This window comes from Dactylosporangium sp. CA-152071 (assembly GCF_050936335.1).
GTDB lineage: Bacteria > Actinomycetota > Actinomycetes > Mycobacteriales > Micromonosporaceae > Dactylosporangium > Dactylosporangium maewongense.
The window spans coordinates 389,767-409,749 of the sequence record NZ_JBNJMZ010000002.1 but is presented as its reverse complement, the minus strand read 5'-3'; the positions used below and the strand labels follow the sequence as shown (position 1 = coordinate 409,749).

Here is a 19,983-nt window from a genome sequence, read left to right as displayed (position 1 = left end):
GCCCACCCAATTACCGAATTGCCGCACCCAACAATCCGGTCGCCGCGACCAGCAGGACGGCGCGACCAGCAGGACGGCGCGACCAGCAGGACGGCGCGACCAGCAGGACGGCGCGACCAGCAGGACGGCGCGACCAGCAGGACGGCGCGACCAGCAGGACGGCGCGACCAGCAGGACGGCGCGACCAGCAGGACGGCGCGACCAAGCGAGCCACAGTGGAGGCGGCAGTCGACCGAGCCCGCGCCGGGAACAACACGGCAATCAACGGGTCCGCGTAGATGCCCGGACGCCCGCCCAACGGATGCCCGATGCCCGCCCAACGGATGGCCGGAATACCGGATTTCCGCAACTGGCAATCCGGTTGCAGCGACCGGCACGACGGGGTGAGAAGACCGCAGCGGCCCAAAGAGTCACAGTGGGCGCAGTGCTCGGCCCGGGGGCCGCGCCGGAACTGGCATGGTGGTCGACGGGGGCGCGGAGATGGCCGAACGCCCGTCCGGCGGATTATCGAATTGCCGCACCCGACAATCCGGTTCCAGGGACCGACAGGTCGGTGCCAGCGAGAAGACCACAGCGGCCGGAGAACCGCAGTGGGCGCGGTGCTCGGCCCGGGGGCCACGCCGGAACTGGCGCGGCGATCGGCGCGGGACGCAACGATGGTCGCGCGCATGCCTGGCGGACTATCGGATTGTTGGGGCTGGCAATCCGGTGGCGGCGACCGAGCGGACGGTGGCGATGAACTCGGCGATCGACGGGTGTGAGCCGGCGCCCGAGCGGTAGGCGAATCTCGTCCGGCGTCTCGTTGCGAGCGGGGTCAGCACGACGCCGGGTGGGGGTGCTGGGGGGCGCAGGGCCAGCTCGGGGACGACGGCGACGCCCTGGCCGGCGGCGACGAGGGTCAGGACGGTCACGAAGTCGTCGGCGTGGTGGCGGGCGCGGGGCAGGAAGCCGGCGGCCTCGCACGCCCGGAGTGTCATCGTGTGGCACAGCGTGCCCGGCCCGGCGAGAATCCACGGCTCGGCGCGGCACTGCGCGAGATCTAGGGGGCGGGTCGCCGCGAGGTACATCGTCTCGTCCAGCAGCGGGGCCGTGTCCAGCGCCGGGTCGGGGGCGATCGGCACGAGGTCGTAGTCGTGCACCAGCGCGACGTCCAGGGTGCCGTCGCGCAGCCGGGGCGGGACGAGCGCCGGGTCCAGCTCGTCGACGGTGAGGTCGAGCGCCGGGTGCTCCCCCGTCAGGGCGACCAGCGCCGCCGGCAGCAACGTCCGCATCGCGGTCGGGAACGCCCCGATCCGCAGCGGGCCCGACAGGCCGGTGCGGGTCGCGGCGAGTGCGGCGGTGGCGCGCTCGAGGGCGGCGAGAACCTCCTCGGCGTGGGCCGCGAGGACCGTGCCGGCGGCGGTGAGCGTGACGCCGCGGCCGGTGCGGGCCAGCAGCGCCGTGCCGGCCTCCCGCTCCAGCGCGGCGAGCTGCTGCGACACCGCGGACGGCGTGTAGTTGTGGGCGGCGGCGACGGCGGCGATGGTGCCGCGGTCGGCGAGGTCGCGCAGGAGGCGCAGCTTGCGCACGTCGAGCATCAGTTCAGCTTATGCTCGGCGCCACGAATGTGAACTGGACCTTCCGCTCGGGTGGCGGCGACCCTGAGTACATGGAGCTTGAAGGGATCTTCGTGCCGCTCGTGACGCCGTTCGCCGCTGACGGGTCGGTGGACCTCGCCGCGCTCGACGGGCTGGCCCGGCGGGTGCTCGACGAGGGGGCCGCGGGGCTGGTCGCGCTGGGCACCACCGGGGAGCCGGCGACGCTGACCGGGGCCGAGCGGGCCGCGGTCGTGGCCACCTGCCGGGAGGTTTCCGCGGTGTACGGCACGCCGCTGCTCGTCGGGGTCGGTGACAGCTCGACGGCGGCGACCGTGGAGGCGGTCCGGCACGTGCGCGGGGACGCCGCGATGGTGGTCGTGCCGCCGTACACCCGTCCGGGCGCGGCCGGTGTGCTCGCCCATCTGCGGGCCGTCGCCGCCGCGTCGCCGCTGCCGGTCGTGGTGTACCACGTGCCGTACAGGACGGGACAGCCCCTGGACGTCGACACTCTGCTCGCGATCGCGGCGATCCCGGGAGTGGCCGGCATGAAGCTGTCCGACGGCCCGGTCAGCGGCGACACGGTGACGCTGCTCGGCGCGCTGCCGGCCGGGTTCGCGGTGCTCGGCGGCGACGACACGGTCATCGGCCCACTGCTCGCCATCGGCGCCGCCGGCGGGATCCTCGCGTCCGCGCACGTGGCGACGGACCGGTTCGTGGCCCTCGCGCGAGCCTGGCGGGAGGGGGACGTCGCCACCGCCAGGCGGCTCGGGTCCGCCCTCGCCGCGCTGTCGGCGGCGCTGTTCGCGGAGCCGAACCCGGCCGTGATCAAGGCGGTGCTGCACGCCGCCGGCCGGATCCCCACCCCGGACGTCCGGTTGCCGCTGCTGCCCGCGTCCCGGGCCGCCCTGACGAACGCCGAGGCCGCTTTCGCGGCGCTCCAGCACATACCGGACGGTTCGACCAGCTTGCCACGGTGGCACGTTCGGGGGATTCCAGGCGGCGGGACAGGCCGTACCGTCGATGTCGTCACCAAGCGTTAGTAATTGAGGGGGATCTCCCATGAGCGACTTCGACACCGGCGCCGACTACGGCCACGTCGAGGCTGGTCAGGACCACGAGTCGCTGAACCAGCTGCACCAGGTCGACGCGAACGAGAGCAACTACGACTCGCAGTTCGGCGTCTTCGAGCAGGACCACGCGTCCGCCGAGTCCACCAGCTTCGACCAGGGCCACCACGTGTCCATCACGGACGCGAGCGGCGCGCAGTACGAGGAGTCGGACTTCACGTCCTACGACCACTCCGCCGCCGAGACGGACCACGTGTTCGCCGCCGAGGGCTCCGAGTCGGCCTCCTCGAGCGAGTTCCACGAGCTCGAGGCCCTGCAGGCCCGCCTGGACTCGTCGTTCGCCTCCGCCACGGAGCTGCACACCGACGGTGGCGGCCAGCTGGGCGTCGCCTCCAACTAAGCACCGACTGAGCACCACCCAGGCGCCGGTCAGACACCAACCAAGCGCCTGCTGAGCACCACCCGGCGCCGGTCAGCCCCGCAGCTGACCGGCGCCGGTGTCTGTCCAAGACACGACGGCGGCACAGTGGCGGTGCTTACAACCACCCGGCGCCGATTGGACCGCGCCGCCGCTCTTGTACCGGCCTAGCGTCGGGTGCATGGAAATCCTTCGGTACAGCGCGTTCACCACGGACCCCAAGGGCGGCAACCCGGCCGGGGTGGTGCTCGACGCCGCCGGACTCGACGACGCCGCGATGCAGGCCATCGCCGCCGACGTCGGATACTCCGAGACCGCGTTCCTGTTCCACGAGGACGGGCGCGTCCGGGTGCGTTACTTCAGCCCGCTGGCGGAGGTGCCGTTCTGCGGGCACGCGACGATCGCGACCGCCGCGGCGTACGCGGAACGCTTCGGGCTCGGGCCGCTGCGCTTCGAGTCCCGGGTCGGCGCGATCGAGGTGGAGACGCGGGTCGGCGTGGACGGGCTGACCGCGACGCTGCGCAGCGTGCCGCCGCACACCACACCGATGGCCGACGCGACGGTGCGGGAGCTGCTGGCCGCGCTGCGCTGGGACGCCGCCGACCTCGACCCGGCGCTGCCGGTGCGGGTGGCGTACGCGGGAGCCAGCCACCCGGTCGTCGCGGCCGGCACCCGGCAGCGGCTCGCCGACCTCGACTACGACGTGCCCGCGCTCACCGCGCTGATGGCGCGGCACGACTGGACCACGGTCGCCCTGGTGTGGCGGGAGTCGGCGACGGTGTTCCACGCCCGCAACCCGTTCCCGCCCGGCGGCGTGTACGAGGACCCGGCGACCGGCGCCGCGGCGGCCGCGCTCGGTGGTTACCTGCGCGAGCTGGGCCTGGTCGAGGTGCCGGCGACGCTGCGGGTGCACCAGGGCGACGACATGGGCCGGCCGAGCCTGGTCACCGTCGAGGTGGCCGCCGACCCCGGCAGTGGCGTCGCGGTCACCGGCACCGCGGTGCCGATCGACTGACGAAAGCAGCGTTGGCCGGTGTACCGCGGGGAGGGCTGATCCACCGCGGCCATCGGCCAACGCTCTACGATCCGAGGCAGGCGGCGCCTCTGCGGCTCAGCAGCTGGAAGCGAACCCGATCACGGCGACCGAGTTGCACGACACGTTGATCGGCATCTGGACGGTGGTCGAGGACTGGTTGCCGTTGAAGAACCCGGCGTTGTAGCCCGTGGTCCAGTCGCCGTTGCTGTTGTAGGCGTACGCCCCGCCGCCACCACCGTTACCACCGTTGGAGTTGCCGTACGAGTTGCCGTTGCCGTACGAGCTGTTGTGGTACGAGTTGCTGTTCGCGGAGTGCCGCTTGTGCTTCTTCTTGTGGCTGTTGGCGTTCGCGTTGGCATTGCCGTTGCCGTTGTGGCTGTGGTAGCCGTTCGAGCTGCCGGCGCCGCTGTAGCTGCCGCCGCTGCCGTTGACGGCGTAGGCGCCGCCGTCGCAGTTGGCGTTCGCGAAGCCGACGATCGCCACTGCGTTGCCGCAGATGTTCACCGGAACCTGGACCGTGGTCGAGGACTGGTTGCCGTTGAAGATACCGACGTTGGGGCCGCTGTCCCAGTCGGCGTGTGCGGCGGTGCCGGTGAGCGCGAGGCCACCCAAGGACAGCGCGGCGATCTGCACCGACCGGATGAGCCAGCGATTCATGATGACGACCTTTCGACGAGTGATCGACGGTGAACGTCCGTCGCGACCCCCACTTAACCGGAAATGCGAGTCCTGGACGGATATTTCGCGAAAAACAGTCACGCAATGCACCCGCAAGGTTACGTAATGTAGTCGCTCCCGGCGTGGCGCCTTGGCGTCAGCGACACTTGCCGATCTCCGCCACACTGGGCACCATGCCCGCCGCCCGCACGGCAGCACGTATGGTCGCCCGTACCGCCGCCGCCACGATCACCGCCGCGCTCGTCGCCGGCTCGCTCGCCGCGTGCAGCCCCGCGGATGAGCCGCTCCTCGCCGTCGGCCGCGCCGCCGACGGCCGCCCGGTCGCCCACCTGTACCTGTGCGGCGACAGGCACACGGCCCACAGCGCCACCCTCCACCTGAACCCCTGGCCGCCACCGACGCCGGACACCACCGCCACACCGAGCGCCACCGTCACGCCGAGCGGCACCGCCGCACCGCGCGCCGCCGCGCCGGCATCCAGTGGTTCCGACAGGGTCTCGATGGGCGACCTCTGGTCGATCCAGAACAGCACCGGCATCGGCAACCTGTGGGCCATCCCCATGGGCACCACCCCGGACGGCTGGCGCGACGAGCTCGACCCGCCCCGCCCGCTCGCGCTCACCGCCACGGGCCGCTACGTCCTCGGGACGTGGACCGGAGCGCCGCAGCCCAGGCCGGTCTTCTTCACCCTCGCGGACCTGGACAAGCTCAAGGACGGCGAGGTCTGGGGCTATCCCGGCCGCCGGGGCGACGCGCAGGTCATCACCCTGAAAGCGTTCCGCGACAAGGCCGCCGACTCCTGCTGAACGCGGCCCGGGTCAGGGGACGATCACGACACCGCCACGGACGCCGCCCCGGGCCATCCGGTCGTGGGCGGCCGCCGCGTCGGCGAAGCGGTACACGCCGGCGACCCGCAGCGGGATGTCGCCGGCGGCGACGAACGCCGCCAGCTCGCCGAGCCGGGTGCCGTCCGGCTGGACCTCCAGCGCGAAGGTCCGGATGCCCCGCACCGGCTCCGGGCGCAGCGGGGGCGACGCGGCCACGTAGCCGCCGCCGTCGCGGACGAGGTCCAGCAGCGAGGAGCCGACCACCGCGAGATCGACGACCGCGTCGAACGGGCCCGCCGGGTCCTCCGAGCGCGGCACGAACGTCGCGCCGAGGGACTCGACGAACTCGCGGTCGCCGGCGCCGGCGAGTCCGGTGGCGTGCAGGCCGGTCGCCCGGGCCAGCGCCAGGACGAACCCGCCGACCTGCCCGGCGGCGCCGGTGACGAGCACGGTCGAGCCCGCCGGGAGCGCGAGCAGGTCGAGGGCCTGGGCCGCGGCGAGGCCGTTGGTCGGCAGGGTCGCCGCCTCGGTGGCGGGGACGCCGGCAGGCGCCGGAGCCAACCAGGCGGCGTCGAGCACGACGTACTCCGCGTGGGCACCGGCCGTCGTCCGCAGCCACGGCGAGAAGCCGATGACCTCGGCACCGACGGCGAGCCGCGAAACGGACGGGCCGAGCGCGTCGACGGCGAGCCGCGAGACAGACGGGCCGAGCGCGTCGACGGTGCCGGCCACGTCCCAGCCGGGCGTGTACGGCAGTCCGGTCGGCAGCGGGGCCGGGAACCGGCCGGAGCGGATCATCAGGTCGACCGGGTGCAGCACCGACGCGGCGACCCGCACCCGGACCTGTCCCGGCCCGGGCTCGGGCACCGGCACCTCGGCGACGTGCAGGACCTCCGGTCCGCCGAACTCTGCATAGCTGACAGCGCGCATCGCCGTCTCCTCCAAGAAGTGCGTGAACTGATCACCACGACCGTATGGACCGGCAGGCACCATCGGTAAGTAGGTACCGTGAAGTGCCTGAGGCACCGGAGGTGAACACCATGGCGACGACGAGCGCGGCCCAACGCCGCGAACAGGCCAGACGTGACTACGACGCGTTCCTGGCGGGCTGCCCGACCCGGGAGCTGCTGAACAGGCTCACCGACAAGTGGGTCGCGCTGGTGATCCCGGCGCTCGCCGGCGGCCCGCAGCGGCACGGCGAGCTCGCCCACCGCATCGCCGGCGTCAGCCAGAAGATGCTCACCCAGACCCTGCGGACCCTGGAGCGCGACGGGCTGGTCACCCGCACGGTCACCCCCTCGATCCCGCCCCGCGTCGACTACGAGCTCACGCCGCTCGGCCACGAGCTGTTCCCGGTCATGGTCTCGATCAAGGACTGGGCGGAGACGCACATGGACCGCGTCTTCGAGGCCCGCGCCCAGTTCGACGCGCGTCCCTGAGCAGGGGCAGACCCGGGACTCAGTCGTGGGTGGCGCGGTGTCGGCGGCGCCACAGGTACAGCAGCGGCAACGACACCAGGAGCACCGCGCCGACGATGAGGGCGGTGGTCTCGTAGCGGTGCAGGAAGGCGCGGACGCGGTCGAGGTTGCCGCCGGCGAAGGCACCGACCGAGACCCACAGCGCGGTCCACAGCGCGCCGCCGATCGCGTCGCGGATGGTGTACTGGCGCCAGGGCAGCGCGATCGCGCCGGCGATGAGGCCGTTGGTCTGACGCAGGCCGTCGATGAACCGGGCGACGACCACGATGTTGCGGCCGCGGCGGGCGAAGAAGTCCTCGGCACGGGTCAGCCGCCGCTCGGTCAGCCCGACCCGCCGGCCCCACCGCAGGATCACCGGGCGGCCGGCCCGACGGCCGAGCCAGAAGCCGAGGTTGTCGCCGGCGACCGCGGCGGTGAAGGTGATCACGACGACCAGCGGCAGGCTCATCGAGCCGTGCCCGGCGAGCACCGCGGCCGCCACGACCACGCTCACCGCCGGCGTGGGGATGCCGATCCCCTCCAGCAGCACGAGCAGGGCGAGGGCGGGATAGCCGTAGCGCTGCAGTACCTCCACGGGACAATGAGATCATGTCGAGTTGGTACGAGTCACACATCGACCGGCAGATCCGCGAGGCACAGGAGCAGGGGCAGTTCGACAACCTGCCGGGTGCCGGGAAGCCGCTGCCGGACCACGGCGAGCTCTACGACGAGGACTGGTGGATCAAGGATCTCGCCAGACGCGAAGGGCTGCCCGGCGGGGTACCGCCGACGCTGCGACTGCGGCGCGAGGTCGAGGACCTGCCGGAGCGGCTGCCGACCCTGCGCACCGAGGAGCGGGTCCGCGCGGTCGTCGAGGACCTCAACACGCGCATCGAGCAGGCCCGACGCGGGCTGATGGACGGTCCGGCGACGATCCTGCCGCCGCTGGACGTGGAGGCGGTGCTCGCCGACTGGCGAGCCGGTCAGGGAAGCGCCCGTTGACAGGGTGGCGTGGCGGCGCTTACGTTTTCCCCGCGACTGTTAGTCAATCTGCCTATTAGTTGGAGGAGGCAGCAAATGCCGCTCGGGGGCTCCTCCAAGCTGCTCAAGGCGCTCAACGAGGCGGCCGCGCTCGGCCACCTCCTCGACCACGGGCAGCTCACCCGGGCCGAGCTGCGCGCCCTGACCGGCCTGTCCAAGCCGACGATCTCCGAGGCGATCCGCCGCCTCGCCGACGCCGACCTGGTCGTCGGCGCCGGGCACGAGACCGGCCGCCCCGGCCCCAACGCGGAGGTGTACGCGGTCAACCCCGACGCCGCCTACGCCGTCGCCATGTCGGTGCGCGACGACGCACCGTCGCTGACCGCGTCGCTGCACGACCTGCGCGGCGCCCAGCGGGCCAGGCTGGCCGTCCCGGTCGACTTCGCCCGCACCGACCCGGCCACCGCGGTCACCGACACCGTCGACGCGCTGTGCGCGGCGGCCGGCGTCGCCCGCGGCCCGGTGGCGCACGTGCAGCTGGCCGTCGCCGGCGCGTTCGACCCGCGGGACCGGGTCATCCACCACGTGGACGTCCCGGGCTGGAGCCGGCGCGGGCTCGTCGACGACCTGGCCGCGGCGGCCGGCGTACCGGTGGAGGTCGACAACGACGTCAACCTCGCCGCGCTCGCCGAACGCGCCCACGGCGCCGCGCGGGGCCTGCCGGACGCCGACGGGTTCGTGCTGCTGTGGCTCGGCCAGACCGGTCTCGGTCTCGCGATCGACCTCGGCGGCGGCACGCTGCTGCGCGGCGCCCGCGGCGGCGCCGGCGAGATCGGTTACATGCCGGTCGCCGCCGACGGCGCCCGGGACTTCCACGACCTGGTCAGCGGCGACGCCGTCCGGGAGCTGGCCGCCGGGCGCGGGCTGCGGATCACCGACACGGCGCTGCTGCGGGAACTCGCCGGGCGGATCGTGATCGGACTCGCCGCCGTCGTCGCGGTGCTCGACCCGCAGCTCGTGGTGCTCGGCGGCGAGATCGGCCGGGCCGGCGGGCCAGCGCTCGGCGAGGCGGTCGCGAAGGCGATGTCGCGGGCGGCGCCGCTGTCGACCGACATCGCCGTGAGCACCGTCGAGGACGACGCTCCCCTGCTCGGCGCCGCGGACGCCGCCCTGTCCGCGGTGCGCCGCAGGCTGATCGAGAGCCTGCGTACGCCCGGAACCTAACGGGCCCACGAACCGCGGACGCCGGCCGATCTGGCGGCATCGACCGGCGTCCGCGCGCTTCACACACCATCCCCCATGCAAGTGACGTTGGTCAATGCCCTTGTTGACCGGCTGCTTCCGCACGCCCACCCTCAGGAGGAATCCCGTGCGTCGCATCGTCTCTCTGCTCGCTGCCGTGGCGCTGCTCGCCACCGCCTGCACCCCAGGCCCGAAGGACAAACCGATCGCCGACCCCGGCGCCGACGTCTCCGGCACCGTGGAGTTCTGGCACTTCTTCACCGACCGCGAGGCCGCCGCCATCGACGGCGTCGTCGCCGACTTCCAGGCGTCCCACCCGAAGATCAAGGTCGTGGTCAAGTCCGGGCAGGACGACTCGAAGATGACCCAGGCCATCGGCGGCGGGCAGGGCCCCGACGTCGGCCTGTCCTACTCCACCGACATCGTCGGGCAGTTCTGCTCCAGCGGCGCCTGGCTCGACCTCGGCCAGTACATCGCCCGCGACAAGGTGTCCCTCGACGGCTTCCCGCAGACCGTCAAGGAGTACACGCAGTACAAGGGCAAACGCTGCGCCATGCCGGTCCTCGCCGACGCGTACGGCCTGTACTACAACAAGAAGCTCTTCACCGAGGCCGGGATCGCCGGCCCGCCGAAGACCCTCGAGGAGTTCGCCGACGCGGCGAAGAAGCTCACCAAGCGCTCCGCCGACGGCACCATCCAGGTCGCCGGGTTCCTGCCGCTGTGGGGCTTCTACGAGAACGCCCCGTCGCACCTCGGGCCGATGGTCGGCGGGCAGTGGCTCAAGGGCGACGGCAGCTCCGCGATCGGCGGCGACCCCGCCTGGCAGACGCTGCTGAAGTGGCAGAAGGAGCTCGTCGACTGGTTCGGCTACGACAAGCTCGAGGCCTTCCGCGCCTCCCTCGGCGACGAGTACTCCGACGCGAACGCCTTCCAGAAGGGCCAGGTCGCGATGAACTTCGACGGCGAGTACCGCATCGCGTTCGCCAAGGACCAGGCGCCCGACCTGCAGTTCGGGGTCGCGCCGATGCCGACGTCCAGCCCCGACCGCTACGGCGCCGGCTACGTCACCGGCAACGTCATCGGCATCTCCCGCACCGCGAAGAACCCCGAGGCGGCGTGGGAGTTCATCAAGTACCTGACCACCGACACCAAGACGATCGTCAAGCTCGCCAACAGCCTCAAGAACATCCCGTCCACGAAGGAGGCGCTCGCCTCGCCGGACCTGCACCTGGACGCGGAGTTCAAGACGTTCGTCGACATCTTCAACCACCCGAAGACCAGCACCACCCCGCCGTCGTCGGCCGGCCCCGCCTACCAGGAGACGTTCCAGACCTTCTGCGACACCTGGCAGAGCGGCGGCGCCGCCGACCTCGGCAAGGGGCTGTCCGACGTGGACAAGCAGGTCGACTCGCTGCTGAAGCTCGGCGGCTGACCGTGCACTACAAGCTCCGCCACGCGCTGACCGTCGCCTCGTTCATGGCGCCGGCGACGGTCGGCATCGTGGTCTTCTTCCTCTACCCGCTGCTGAGCGCCGTCTACTTCTCGTTCACGAAGTTCGACCTGCTCAGCACGCCGGAATGGGTCGGGCTGCGCAACTACCGGCACCTGTTCGACGACCCGTTCCTGACCCGCGCCGCGCAGAACACGCTGTGGCTGTGCGCGATCCTGGTGCCCGCCCGGATGCTCGGCGGCCTCGCCACCGCGATGCTGCTCACCACCGTCAGGCGCGGCGCCGGGATCGTGCGCACCATCTTCTACCTGCCGGCGCTCGCCCCGCCGGTCGCGGCCACCCTCGCGTTCGTCTACCTGCTCAAACCCGGCGTCGGCCCGGCCAACACCGCCCTGGCGCACGTCGGGATCGACGGACCGCTGTGGTTCAACTCCCCCGAGTGGTCCAAGCCGTCGCTGGTGCTGCTCGGCCTGTGGGGCGTCGGCGACGTCATGGTCCTGTACCTGGCGGCGCTGCTGGACGTGCCGCAGGCGCAGCTGGAGGCGGCGCAGATCGACGGCGCGAACGCGTGGCAGCGCTTCCGGCACGTGACGCTGCCCAACATCTCCCCCGTCGTCGTGTTCACCGCCGTCATCGGTGTCATCACCACCCTGCAGTACTTCGCGCAGGCCGCCGTCGCCGCGTCCGCCGCCAGCGGGCAGGCCACCACCGGCGCCGGGATCTCCTCCACGTTCGGCTACCCGGAGGGGTCCACGTTCACGTACCCGCTGTGGCTGTACGTCGTCGGGTTCCGCTACGGCGCCCTCGGCTACGCCAACGCGATGGCCGTCGTGCTGTTCCTCGTCGCGTTCGCCGTCTCGCTGCTGATCCTGCGCCGATCCCTGAAGGTGACATGAACCGCTGGTTGTTATGGACGGCCAGGCACAGCATCACGATCGCGCTGTGCATCATGTTCGTCGCGCCCGTGCTCTTCCTGCTGCTGACCTCGCTGATGACCGACTCGCAGGCGCTGACCTCGTCGTACTGGCCGCGCGAATGGCGCTTCGCGAACTACGCCGACGTCTTCAGCAGCACGCCGATGCCGCGGTACCTGCTGAACACGGTCATCTACTCGGTGGCCGCGACCACGTTCATGCTGCTGGCCAGCGTCCCGGCCGCGTACGCGCTGGCGAAGCTGCGCTGGCGGGGGCAGGGCGCGTTCCTCGTCGTCATCGTGTGCATGATGATGATCCCGCCGCAGGTGACGACCGTGCCGCTGTACCTCATGTGGGCCAACTGGAACCTGACGGGCACGCTGTGGCCGCTGGTGCTGCCGATGCTGCTCGGCGACGCGTTCTCCATCTTCCTGCTACGGCAGTTCCTGCTCACCATCCCCGGCGACTACCTGGACGCCGCCCGGGTCGACGGGTGCGGCGAGTGGCGGACCCTGCTGCGGATCGTGCTGCCGATGGCCCGGCCCGGGATCGCCGCCGCCGCGCTCTTCCAGTTCTTCTACGCCTGGAACGACTACTACGGCCCGCTGCTCTACACGAGCGAGAACGAACACAACTGGACGCTGTCACTGGGCCTGGCGTCCTTCAAGACCCTGCATCATGTGCAGTGGAACCTCGTCAGCGCCGCGACCATCCTCACGATGGTGCCGGTCGTGGTGCTGTTCTTCTTCGCCCAGCGCGCGTTCGTGCAGGGTGTCACGCTGACAGGAGTCAAAGGTTGAAAATCGCCGTCGTCGGGGGTGGCTCCACGTACACCCCGGAGCTCATCGACGGGTTCGCGCGGCTGGCGCCGTTCGCCTCGGAGATCGTCCTGCTGGACCCGCACGCGGAGCGCCTCGAGGTCGTGGGCGCGTTCGCCCGGCGGCTGATGGCCGCCCACGGGCACCCCGGGACGCTGCGGTGGACGTCCGACGTCGACGACGCCCTCGCCGGCGCGGCGACCGTGGTCATCCAGCTGCGGGTCGGCGGGCAGGCGGCCCGGATCAGCGACGAGACGTTCCCGCTCGCCTGCGACTGCGTCGGGCAGGAGACGACCGGCGCCGGCGGCCTCGCGAAGGCGCTGCGCACCGTGCCGGTCGTCCTGGACATCGCCCGGCGGGCCGACCCGGGCGCGTGGATCGTCAACTTCACCAACCCGGTCGGGATCGTGACGCGGGCACTGCTCGACCACGGGTTCAAGGCCGCCGGGCTGTGCAACGTGGCGATCGGCTTCCAGCGCCGCTTCGCCGCGCAGCTCGGCGTCGACCCCTCCGCGGTCGTCCTGGACCACGTCGGGCTCAACCACCTCACGTGGGAGCGGGCGGCCTTCGTGGACGGCGTCGACCGGCTGCCGTCACTGTTGGCGACCCATCTGCAGGACATCTCGCGGGAGGTGCAGATCCCCGAGGCCGTCCTGGAGAACCTGGGCAACGTGCCGTCGTACTACCTGCGGTACTTCTACTGTCACGACGAGGTCGTCGCCGAGGATCGCGGCAAGCCGACCCGCGGCGCGAAGGTCGCCGAGATCGAGTCGGAGCTGTTGCGCATGTACGCCGACCCGGCGCTGACGCAGAAGCCGGAGCTGCTCGGGCAGCGCGGCGGCGCGTTCTACTCCGAGGCGGCCGTCGGGCTCATCGCCTCCCTGCAGCACGACGACGGTGGCATCCACGCCGTCAACGTCCGCAACGGCGGCACCATGCCGTTCCTGCCCGACGACGCCGTCATCGAGGTCACCTGCCGGGTCGGCGCCGCCGGAGCCACCCCGCTGCCGGCCCCGCCGCTCGCCCCGCACCTGCGCGGCCTGGTCTCGGCGGTCAGCGCCTACGAGGAGCTCGCCGTCGACGCCGCGGTGCACGGCGGGCGGGACCGCGTCTACCAGGCGCTGCTCGCCCACCCCCTGGTCGGTCAGCACCAGCAGGCCACCAGGCTCACCGAAGACCTGCTCGCCGCGAACCGCGAGCACCTCGCGTGGCTGTCGTGACCGCACAACTCTTCGCCGCGGCCGACGGCGGCAACTCCAAGACCGACGTCGTCCTCGGCGACTCCGACGGCCGGATCCTCGCCCGCGTCTCCGGCCCGACCACGTCGCCGCACAACATCGGGCTGCCCGCCTGCCTGAAGCTGCTCGGCGACCTGGTCGGCCAGGCGCGGGCCGCCGCGGCCGTGCCCCCGGACCTGCGGCTCAGCCGGCTGCAGGTGTACCTCGCCGGCGCCGACCTGCCCATCGAGGTCGAGCGGCTCAACGAGGGCGTCGCCGCCCTGGGGCTCGCCGACGCGGTCACCGTCGACAACGACCTGTTCGCCCTGCTGCGCGCCGGCACCGCGGCCGCCGACGCGGTCGGTGTCGTCTGCGGTGCCGGGATCAACGCCGTGGGCCGCGCCCGCGACGGGCGGACGTCGCGCTTCCCGGCGCTCGGGCAGCTGTCCGGCGACTGGGGCGGCGGGCAGCACCTCGCCGCGCTGGCGCTCTACCACGCGGTGCGCGGCGAGGACGGCCGCGGACCCGCCACCGCGCTCACCGGCGCGGTCACCGCCGCGTACGGGCTGCCGACCGCGGAGGACGTCAGCGTCGCCCTGCACCTGGGCGACCTGCCGGCGGCGCGGCTGGACGAGCTGAGCGAGGTGCTCTTCACCGTGGCCGCCGACGGCGACGCGGTCGCCGGCCGGGTCGTGACGCGGCTCGCCGCGGAGATCGAGGCCCTGGTGAAGGTCGCCGCCGGCCGGCTGTCGCTGCTGGACACCGCGTACACCGTCGTGCTCGGCGGCGGCGTGCTGACCGCCCGCCACCCGCAGCTGCACGGCGACATCCTGGCGCGGCTCGCCGCGCTGTCGCCGCACGCGACGGTGACGGTGCTGTCCTCCCTGCCGGTCGCGGGCGCGGCGCTGCTCGCCCTGGACGACCTGCACGGCGGCCACGTCCCCGCAACCGTGGAGGCCGCCGTCCGGCAGGGCCTCTGACCGTTCAGGGTCTGCCACTATCGTGTCCCGCGAAACGGGGGAACGAGCATGCGGGCCTGGACAAGGATCGTGACACTGGTACTCGTCGCGGGCGCGGTCGTGGCGGTGGCATGGGTGCTGAGCGCCCCGTCCACGACCCGGACCCCGATCGGTGGTGCCGTGCCCGACGAGCACGGCCTGCGGGTGAGCCTGACGTTCTCCAGCTGCGAGGCACTGGACCGCATCGACGTCGCCGAGGACTCCCGGCAGGTCCGGCTGACCGCGTACCTGCGCGGCCGAGGCAGCTGCGGCCAGGACCCGATGACCACGCAGACGGTGCCGGTGCCGCTGAAGACGCCGCTGCGGGACCGCGAGGTCGTGGACGGCGCGACCGGCAGGCCTAACCCTGTAGCCCGGGATCGCCCCGCCGATGGGGATGTGAGGTCAGGCACAAAACTGGCCGATCGGTCAGGTTCTGACCGATCGGTCAGGCATGCTGACCGACGGAGGTGACCCCCATGGCCCGCAGCAAGACCCGCGACGAGATCCTGGCCGCCGCCACGCGCCAGTTCGCCGAGTCCGGCTACAAGGGCACGTCACTGCAGGACATCGCGGCCGAGGTCGGCTGCTCCAAGGCAACCCTGCTGTACCACTTCGACGGCAAGGACGCGATCCTCACCGAGCTGTGCGCGCCCGCCATCGCCGAGCTCGCCGACCTGGACGCCCGGGTCGCCGCCACGACCGCGCCCGCCCTGGCCCGCGAGATCGCGATCGAGGGCTTCGTCGACCTCGCGATGCGATACCGCAAAGAGATCCAGGTCATCTACGGCGACCTGCCGGCCCTGCTGCAACAGCCCGCGCTGCGACCCGTACACGAGCTGACGGAACAGCTCGTCGTCACCCTCGCCGGCGGGTCCGCCGCGCCCACCGCGCTGCTCGCCGCGAAGTTCGTGCTCGCCGGGCTGCCGGCGGTGGTCTTCGCGTGCACCGAGTACGACGACGCGACCCTGCGGGCGGCGCTCATCGCCACCGCCGCGCGGGTGCTGGAACCCCTCACCTAACCGACAGGAAGACGACCGACATGGCAACCGTGCTCTACCGGCTGGGGCGGGCATCGTTCCGGCACCGCTGGCTCGTCCTGATCATCTGGGTGGTCATCCTCGGCGGGCTCGGTGGCGCGGCGGCCGCGTTCCGCGGCGCCACCTCGAGCGACTTCACCATGCCGGGCACCGAGTCGCAGCGGGCGATCGACGCGCTGAAGTCGCAGTTCCCGGAGGCCAGCGGCGCGACCGGCACCATCGTGATCGCCGCGCCCAAGGGGCAGAACCTGCAGGCGTCCAAGGACGCGGTGCAGGGGCTCGTCGCCGAGGCGTCGAAGCTGCCCGGCGTCATCGGCGCACTCGACCCGTTCCAGACCGGCGCCGTGTCGCCGCAGGGCGACTACGCGCTGGTCACCGTCCAGTTCGCCGAGCGGGCCGACAAGGTCACCGACGAGCAGCGCACCGCCTATGAGGCGAGCGGCGCCGCGGCGGAGCAGGCCGGGCTGCGGGTCGAGCACGGCGGCGAGGTCATGAACAGCGAGCCGGAGGTCGGCGGCACCGAGGGCATCGGCGTCGTCATCGCCCTCGTCGTGCTCGTCGTGACGTTCGGCGCGCTGGTCGCGGCCGGCATGACGATGCTCAACGCGCTCATCGGCGTCGGCGCCGGCATGGCCGGGCTGTACGCGCTCAGCGGCGCCATCCAGCTCACCAGCACCGCGCCGGTCCTCGCCCTGATGCTGGGCCTGGCGGTCGGCATCGACTACTCGCTGTTCATCACGTCCCGGCACCGGCAGCACCTCGTCGAGGGCATCGCGCCCGAGGAGGCCGCCGGGCGCGCGGTCGGCACCGCCGGCTCCGCGGTCGTGTTCGCCGGCGCCACCGTCGTCATCGCCCTCGCGGGCCTCGCCGTGGTCAACATCCCGTTCCTGACCGTCATGGGCCTGGCCGCGGCCGGTACCGTCGCCGTCGCGGTGCTCGTCGCCATCACCCTGCAGCCGGCGCTGCTCGGCTTCGCCGGCACCCGCATCCTGCCGCGGCGGCTGCGCAAGGCCGGGCCGGACCTCGCCGACCACACCGACGCCCTCGGGTTCCGGTGGGCGCGGGCGATCACCCGCTTCCGCATCCCCGTGCTCATCATCGGCGTCCTCGGCCTCGGCGCCCTGGCGATCCCGTCGGCGGACATGCGCATCGCGCTGCCCGGCGCCAGCGCCGGCCCCACCGACTCCCCCGCCCGCAAGGCCGCCGACCTCATCGAGGAGGGCTTCGGCCCCGGGTTCAACGGCCGCCTCGCACTGGTCGTGTCGACCGGCTCCGCCGACACCACGAAGGCGAAGGCGCAGGAGGCGCTCGGCGTCCTGCAGGGCACCCCGAACCTCCTCGCCGCGACCCCGCCCAACTTCAGCCGCGACGGCAAGACCGCGCTCCTCGCCGTCATCCCGAAGACCGGCCCCACCGACGAGGCGACCGAGACCCTCGTCCACGACGTCCGGGCCCGCGTCAAGCAGGTCCAGGGCGCCGACATCGCCCTGACCGGCCAGACCGCCGTCGGCATCGACGTGTCGGAGAAGCTGTCCGACGCGATGCCGCGCTACCTGTCGCTGGTCGTCGGGCTGTCCGTGCTGCTGCTGATGCTCGTGTTCCGGTCGATCCTCGTGCCGCTGAAGGCGGCCGCCGGGTTCCTGCTCACCGTCGGCGCCACGTTCGGCGTCACCGTCCTGGTCTTCCAGAAGGGGCACCTGGCCTCGCTCGTCGGCCTCGACACGCCCGGCCCGCTGGTCAGCTTCCTGCCGATCCTGCTGATCGGCATCCTGTTCGGCCTCGCCATGGACTACGAGGTGTTCCTCGTGTCCCGGATGCGGGAGGACTACGTGCACGGCGCCGGCCCGCAGGAGGCGACGATCAGCGGCATGGGCCACGGCGCCCGGGTCGTCACCGCGGCGGCGCTCATCATGACGTCGGTCTTCGCCGGCTTCATCCTGCTCGACGACCCCGTCATCAAGTCGATGGGCTTCGCCCTCGCGATCGGCGTCGCCATCGACGCGTTCGTGGTGCGCATGACCATCGTCCCGGCGGTCGTGTCGCTGCTCGGCCGGTCCGCGTGGTGGCTGCCGGGCTGGCTGTCGAAGATCCTGCCGAACGTCGACATCGAGGGCGAGAAGCTCCGCGAGCACCTCGCCGCCACCCCGGACCCGGAGCCCGTCCGCGTCTGAACCCTTAACCGGTCGCGGTGGCACGGCGGCCTCGGCAGACTGGCCCGATGACTCAGGTGAGCATCGAGCTCGACGGCCGGGGCCGCTACCTCGACGACGCGGCGCAGGTGTGGGCGGAAGGCACCGCCGCCCGCGACGGCACCGAGGTCGCGCCGCTGGAGCTGGCCAGGGTGCCGTTGCGGACGGTGCTGTCGAGCTCGCCCAGGACGATGCTGGTCGTCGCCCTGGGCGAGCGCGTCGTCGGCTTCTCCCTCATCGCACCCCACACCGAGCGGACCGCCGCCGTCCGCTACCTCGGGGTGCGCCCCGACGGCTGGGGCGCGGGCGTCGGCCGGCAGCTCATGACGGCGCTGCCACCCCTGCTCGCCGCAGCCGGGTTCGCCGACGCCGAGCTGGACGTCTACGTCGACAACCCGCGGGCGGTCCGGCTGTACGAGAGCCTCGGCTGGCAGCCCCTCGGCGACCCCGTCCCGCACCCGCGCAACGGGCGCGTCGAGCAGCGGTACCGCCTCGACCTGCCCTCGTGACCCACGGCCCCGCACGGCTGCGCGCCGTCGTCCACCACGCCCCTTCCTGCCGGGTGCTGCGGCCCCGCTCGCCCGTGGCGCTCACGGTCCGCTCCCCGCTCGCCCGGCACGGCGAAGGGCGGCTCACCGGGTCCCGGGCCGCGCTCGTCCTGTTCGGCGCGTGGTGCCGGGTCGCCGCGGTCAGCCCGCACAGCGTCGTGCACCTGCCGCTCGAAGGGCCCGACCTGGTCCTCGCCCGCTCGGACACGGGCCTGCGCCCGTCAGCGTGGAAGGGGATGCGGGCGGCGCTCTCCCCCGGCCGGCCCGCAACCCTCCGCTCCCCGGCGCCGCGCCCCTCGCCCGGCGACGACGGCGCCCTCTCGGTGACCGAGCACGCGGCGACGCTGTTCCTGCTCGGCCCGCCGCGCGCCCTGTTCCAGCTCGGCGACGCCGTCACCGACGCCACCGCCGACGTGCCCCACCTCCGCGACGTCCGCCGTTACGGCGAGGCTTTCCTGCTCGGCCTCACCGACCTCGACATGGACGTGCTGGTCAGGGACGAGCGGTACCGCCGCCGCCACTGAACAGCTCCGCGTGCTCCTCCAGCCAGTCCCGCAGGGTCAACGCCGGCCGCCCGACCACCCGCGGCACCGTGTCGGCCACCGTGTCGTCCCACGCCCCCGACTGCCGTTTGAGCTCCAGCAGCGCCTCCAGCCGGGGCCCACCCCAGCCACGGCGCTCGAACACGTTCCGGGTCTCCGCGACGGTACGCACGGCCAGCCGCACCGGTTCGCCGATCACCTCGCCGACGATCTCCGCCTGCCGCCGGGGCGACAGCGCCTCGGGCCCGGTGATCGTGTACTCCCGCCCGAGGTGCCCCGGCCGGGTGAGGACGGTCGCGGCGACGGCGGCCACGTCGAGCGGGTGCACCATCGCCGACACCGGGTCGGTCTCGGTGACCGTCATGGTGCGCTCACGGGCGATCCCGTGCGCGTACTGCTCCAGGTACGTCATGAACGTCCCCGGCCGCAGCACCGTCCACGGGATGCCCGACCCGCGGATGACGTCCTCCCCGGCGCGGTGCCCCGCTGAGATCGCGTCGGTGGCCCCGAACGCGACGCCGCTGGTGGACAGCTTGACGAGGTGCCGCACCCCGGCGTCCCGCGCGGCCGCCACGAGCGCCAGCTCCTGCGCCGGCCCTCGATCGTCGTAGCCGGGGACGAGCACGAACACCGCGCCCACCCCGTCGAGCACCGCGGGCAGCGTCTCAGGCCGGTCGAGGTCGCCGTAGACCTCCCCGGCCCGCGCCGGCCTCCGGGTCATGGCCCGCACGGCATGCCGCCGCGCGAGCAGTGGAACAAGCTCAGAACCGATGGTGCCCGTGGCACCGGTGACGAGAATCATGATTGTTTCCAAGGGTGATCGCGGCGCACTCCGGCGCCGGGCACGAACGAACAAGGGAGCGGCCGCCGCCACCCGCGCAGGGTGCGGCGAGGTTCAGACCCCGACCCTCGGTCAGCTCCCCGACCAGGGCCCCGTCTCCGTCGTGTCGTGCTCCCGCGACCACGTCCTCTCCGATCAGCGCC

At 72.7% G+C, this 19,983-nt stretch carries 22 protein-coding genes; 17 read left to right on the top strand and 5 right to left on the bottom strand.

Features of this window, described 5'->3' with window-relative positions; all coding sequences use genetic code 11:
* Window positions 1–680 precede the first annotated feature (680 nt).
* Window positions 681–1,577 carry a LysR family transcriptional regulator gene (locus ACQEVZ_RS41970; RefSeq protein ID WP_433378154.1) on the bottom strand — a complete coding sequence of 299 codons (897 nt, stop codon included), beginning with the start codon at window positions 1,575–1,577 and terminating at the stop codon, window positions 681–683.
* Between the two features lie 71 nt (window positions 1,578–1,648).
* Here ACQEVZ_RS41970 and ACQEVZ_RS41965 point away from each other — a divergent pair, with 71 nt between their 5' ends.
* From ACQEVZ_RS41965 to ACQEVZ_RS41955, 3 genes are all read left to right on the top strand, one after another.
* The gene (locus ACQEVZ_RS41965; RefSeq protein ID WP_433378151.1) at window positions 1,649–2,617 is read left to right on the top strand and encodes a dihydrodipicolinate synthase family protein; all 969 of its coding nucleotides are present in this window, start codon (window positions 1,649–1,651) and stop codon (window positions 2,615–2,617) included.
* A gap of 19 nt (window positions 2,618–2,636) precedes the next feature.
* Window positions 2,637–3,044, top strand: a complete 408-nt coding sequence (locus ACQEVZ_RS41960; protein ID WP_354890567.1) for a hypothetical protein — start codon at window positions 2,637–2,639, stop codon at window positions 3,042–3,044.
* Window positions 3,045–3,243: 199 nt separating this feature from the next.
* On the top strand, window positions 3,244–4,077 hold the full coding sequence (locus ACQEVZ_RS41955) for a PhzF family phenazine biosynthesis protein (protein WP_433378148.1): 834 nt from the start codon (window positions 3,244–3,246) through the stop codon (window positions 4,075–4,077).
* A 96-nt stretch (window positions 4,078–4,173) separates the two neighbouring features.
* Here the strand turns inward: ACQEVZ_RS41955 and ACQEVZ_RS41950 are convergent, their stop codons facing one another.
* On the bottom strand, window positions 4,174–4,755 hold the full coding sequence (locus ACQEVZ_RS41950) for a chaplin family protein (RefSeq protein ID WP_354890563.1): 582 nt from the start codon (window positions 4,753–4,755) through the stop codon (window positions 4,174–4,176).
* A gap of 194 nt (window positions 4,756–4,949) precedes the next feature.
* Here ACQEVZ_RS41950 and ACQEVZ_RS41945 point away from each other — a divergent pair, with 194 nt between their 5' ends.
* A complete protein-coding gene (locus ACQEVZ_RS41945; protein WP_433378145.1) occupies window positions 4,950–5,582 on the top strand; it encodes a hypothetical protein in 633 nt (210 codons plus the stop codon).
* Between the two features lie 12 nt (window positions 5,583–5,594).
* On the opposite strand, the gene ACQEVZ_RS41940 is transcribed toward ACQEVZ_RS41945, so the two are convergent.
* Window positions 5,595–6,533, bottom strand: a complete 939-nt coding sequence (locus ACQEVZ_RS41940; RefSeq protein ID WP_433378142.1) for an NADP-dependent oxidoreductase — start codon at window positions 6,531–6,533, stop codon at window positions 5,595–5,597.
* A 110-nt stretch (window positions 6,534–6,643) separates the two neighbouring features.
* On the opposite strand from ACQEVZ_RS41940, the gene ACQEVZ_RS41935 reads away from it, so the two are divergent.
* Window positions 6,644–7,042, top strand: a complete 399-nt coding sequence (locus tag ACQEVZ_RS41935) for a winged helix-turn-helix transcriptional regulator (protein ID WP_433378139.1) — start codon at window positions 6,644–6,646, stop codon at window positions 7,040–7,042.
* A gap of 19 nt (window positions 7,043–7,061) precedes the next feature.
* On the opposite strand, the gene ACQEVZ_RS41930 is transcribed toward ACQEVZ_RS41935, so the two are convergent.
* Window positions 7,062–7,655 carry a DedA family protein gene (locus ACQEVZ_RS41930; protein ID WP_433378136.1) on the bottom strand — a complete coding sequence of 198 codons (594 nt, stop codon included), beginning with the start codon at window positions 7,653–7,655 and terminating at the stop codon, window positions 7,062–7,064.
* A gap of 14 nt (window positions 7,656–7,669) precedes the next feature.
* On the opposite strand from ACQEVZ_RS41930, the gene ACQEVZ_RS41925 reads away from it, so the two are divergent.
* The 12 genes from ACQEVZ_RS41925 (at window position 7,670) to ACQEVZ_RS41870 (ending at window position 18,981) form a co-directional block, all read left to right on the top strand.
* Window positions 7,670–8,062: a DUF1992 domain-containing protein gene (locus tag ACQEVZ_RS41925; protein WP_433378133.1), complete on the top strand. Its 393-nt coding sequence runs from the start codon at window positions 7,670–7,672 to the stop codon at window positions 8,060–8,062.
* A 75-nt stretch (window positions 8,063–8,137) separates the two neighbouring features.
* Window positions 8,138–9,265, top strand: a complete 1,128-nt coding sequence (locus tag ACQEVZ_RS41920; RefSeq protein WP_354890551.1) for an ROK family transcriptional regulator — start codon at window positions 8,138–8,140, stop codon at window positions 9,263–9,265.
* 145 nt (window positions 9,266–9,410) lie between these two features.
* Window positions 9,411–10,715: an ABC transporter substrate-binding protein gene (locus ACQEVZ_RS41915; protein WP_344514805.1), complete on the top strand. Its 1,305-nt coding sequence runs from the start codon at window positions 9,411–9,413 to the stop codon at window positions 10,713–10,715.
* 2 nt (window positions 10,716–10,717) lie between these two features.
* Window positions 10,718–11,629: a carbohydrate ABC transporter permease gene (locus tag ACQEVZ_RS41910; RefSeq protein WP_433378128.1), complete on the top strand. Its 912-nt coding sequence runs from the start codon at window positions 10,718–10,720 to the stop codon at window positions 11,627–11,629.
* Entirely contained in the window at window positions 11,626–12,447 is an 822-nt protein-coding gene (locus ACQEVZ_RS41905; RefSeq protein ID WP_433378125.1) for a carbohydrate ABC transporter permease, read from the top strand. The genes ACQEVZ_RS41910 and ACQEVZ_RS41905 overlap by 4 nt, the downstream gene beginning before the upstream one ends.
* A complete protein-coding gene (locus ACQEVZ_RS41900) occupies window positions 12,444–13,685 on the top strand; it encodes a 6-phospho-beta-glucosidase (RefSeq protein ID WP_433378122.1) in 1,242 nt (413 codons plus the stop codon). Before ACQEVZ_RS41905 ends, ACQEVZ_RS41900 begins: the two co-directional genes overlap by 4 nt.
* On the top strand, window positions 13,682–14,662 hold the full coding sequence (locus ACQEVZ_RS41895) for an N-acetylglucosamine kinase (protein ID WP_433378119.1): 981 nt from the start codon (window positions 13,682–13,684) through the stop codon (window positions 14,660–14,662). The genes ACQEVZ_RS41900 and ACQEVZ_RS41895 overlap by 4 nt, the downstream gene beginning before the upstream one ends.
* 69 nt (window positions 14,663–14,731) lie before the next feature.
* On the top strand, window positions 14,732–15,154 hold the full coding sequence (locus ACQEVZ_RS41890) for a hypothetical protein (RefSeq protein ID WP_433378116.1): 423 nt from the start codon (window positions 14,732–14,734) through the stop codon (window positions 15,152–15,154).
* Window positions 15,155–15,159: 5 nt separating this feature from the next.
* Window positions 15,160–15,702 (top strand): TetR/AcrR family transcriptional regulator, encoded by a 543-nt coding sequence (locus ACQEVZ_RS41885; protein ID WP_344514793.1) that lies wholly within the window; start codon window positions 15,160–15,162, stop codon window positions 15,700–15,702.
* Between the two features lie 20 nt (window positions 15,703–15,722).
* Complete coding sequence (locus tag ACQEVZ_RS41880; RefSeq protein WP_354890541.1) at window positions 15,723–17,891, top strand: MMPL family transporter; 2,169 nt, start codon at window positions 15,723–15,725, stop codon at window positions 17,889–17,891.
* A 47-nt stretch (window positions 17,892–17,938) separates the two neighbouring features.
* Window positions 17,939–18,418 (top strand): GNAT family N-acetyltransferase, encoded by a 480-nt coding sequence (locus ACQEVZ_RS41875; RefSeq protein WP_433378112.1) that lies wholly within the window; start codon window positions 17,939–17,941, stop codon window positions 18,416–18,418.
* On the top strand, window positions 18,415–18,981 hold the full coding sequence (locus ACQEVZ_RS41870; protein WP_433378109.1) for a hypothetical protein: 567 nt from the start codon (window positions 18,415–18,417) through the stop codon (window positions 18,979–18,981). The genes ACQEVZ_RS41875 and ACQEVZ_RS41870 overlap by 4 nt, the downstream gene beginning before the upstream one ends.
* On the opposite strand, the gene ACQEVZ_RS41865 is transcribed toward ACQEVZ_RS41870, so the two are convergent.
* Window positions 18,950–19,801, bottom strand: a complete 852-nt coding sequence (locus ACQEVZ_RS41865; protein ID WP_433378106.1) for an NAD(P)H-binding protein — start codon at window positions 19,799–19,801, stop codon at window positions 18,950–18,952. The two genes, ACQEVZ_RS41870 and ACQEVZ_RS41865, sit on opposite strands and share 32 nt — an antisense overlap.
* Window positions 19,802–19,983 lie beyond the last annotated feature (182 nt).